Below are 915 nucleotides of genomic sequence, written 5' to 3'. Positions count from 1 at the left end.
TCAACACACGTTGTGTACATAGGCACAGTTTTTGATTGATTGCCAACCAGACCATCATTCAAATTAACCGTCGCGGCATTGGTTTCACTGACGTTTTCTGCTGTCCAATATTGATTACTAGTTGGCCAGTTGTGGTTGCTGAACGCACTGGTTTCATTTGCAATTAAGGTTTCAAGTTCACGTTGAAGTGGTAAACGTCCGCCACGCACTTTGCAGTATTGGCGTGCTTGGGTGAGTGTTTGCGTTACCACCTCTGCATCTTTCAAACCATATTCACCATTTTCTGTATAGGTTGAGGTGTAAGAGGCATTTACGTAGTCTGCATATACTTTTGTCATTGGCGCAAAAAAACGAATCTCTGTATCAATAACAGGGTCGTAAGTGACGATATCTTCCCAATCTTGAATCAATGAAAAATCAGGCTCGACTTCGATTCGAGCAACCGATGTTGTGTAACCTCCCATATGGTCACTGACAGTATATGCCACATCGTGAGCACCAGGTGTTGTCGACTCAAACGTAAATTGAGTATTCGTTACGTCCGTTGGCGACAACAATGCGATCGTAGAGTTAAAGTCTTCAACACCGACTAACTGAACGTTATCTCCATCCAAATCGGAGACATATGACACAACATCTATCGTGGTGCTTTCACCAAGTTTGATGAGCTCTTGATGAGCAAAAGCATTGGCGGTTGGCGGAGTGTTTTCAGTCAACTCCGAGACAGAAACCGAAATCGTACCTTGTTTGATGACAGAGTCGCTTTCGTAGCTATAGAAAATCTCACTCTGCCCTTTTCCTGTCGGCGTAAATTGAATGCGTTGTGAGTCGAGATAAGTCGCACTTCCGTTACCAATAACAACCACCTGTTCTTGCAACTCGTAGCTACTATCGGGCATCGAAGCACCTAACTCC

At 44.2% G+C, this 915-nt stretch carries 1 protein-coding gene; it reads right to left on the bottom strand.

Annotated elements, in window-relative coordinates:
* Positions 1-899, bottom strand: an 899-nt coding sequence (locus OQJ86_RS26330) for an adhesion domain-containing protein (RefSeq protein ID WP_416236464.1), incomplete at its 3' end; no start/stop codon positions are given.
* Positions 900-915: the final 16 nt, after the last annotated feature.

It is taken from the genome of Vibrio sp. Sgm 5 (genome assembly GCF_026241575.1).
GTDB lineage: Bacteria > Pseudomonadota > Gammaproteobacteria > Enterobacterales > Vibrionaceae > Vibrio > Vibrio jasicida.
This window is presented reverse-complemented; position numbering and strand designations above follow the sequence as displayed.